This window comes from Mesorhizobium sp. M1A.T.Ca.IN.004.03.1.1 (genome assembly GCF_003997555.1).
Lineage (GTDB): Bacteria > Pseudomonadota > Alphaproteobacteria > Rhizobiales > Rhizobiaceae > Mesorhizobium.
Map to the genome: position 1 here is coordinate 1 of NZ_RZTV01000260.1, position 275 is coordinate 275.

General features: G+C 59.6%; 1 protein-coding gene. It reads left to right on the forward strand.

Going from position 1 to position 275, the window contains the following annotated elements:
- On the forward strand, positions 1-275 hold a 275-nt coding region (locus tag EOD29_RS31610), incomplete at both ends, for an ACT domain-containing protein (protein ID WP_127248814.1).

A 275-nucleotide genomic window follows, 5' to 3' on the forward strand; every position in this document is an offset into this window, starting at 1 on the left:
ATCTCGCTTCGCCGTCTTGCCGACCGGCCGGGCGTTTCCGCCGCGATCTTCGGGCCGCTTGCCGAATCCCATATCAACGTCGACATGATCGTCCAGAATATCTCCGAGGACGGATCGAAGACCGACATGACCTTCACTGTGCCATCCGGCGATGTCGAGAAGGCGATCAAGGTACTCGGCGACCATAAGGAGAAGATCGGCTACGATGTCGTGCAGAACGAATCGGGGCTGGTGAAGGTATCGGTCATCGGCATCGGCATGCGCAGCCATGCGGG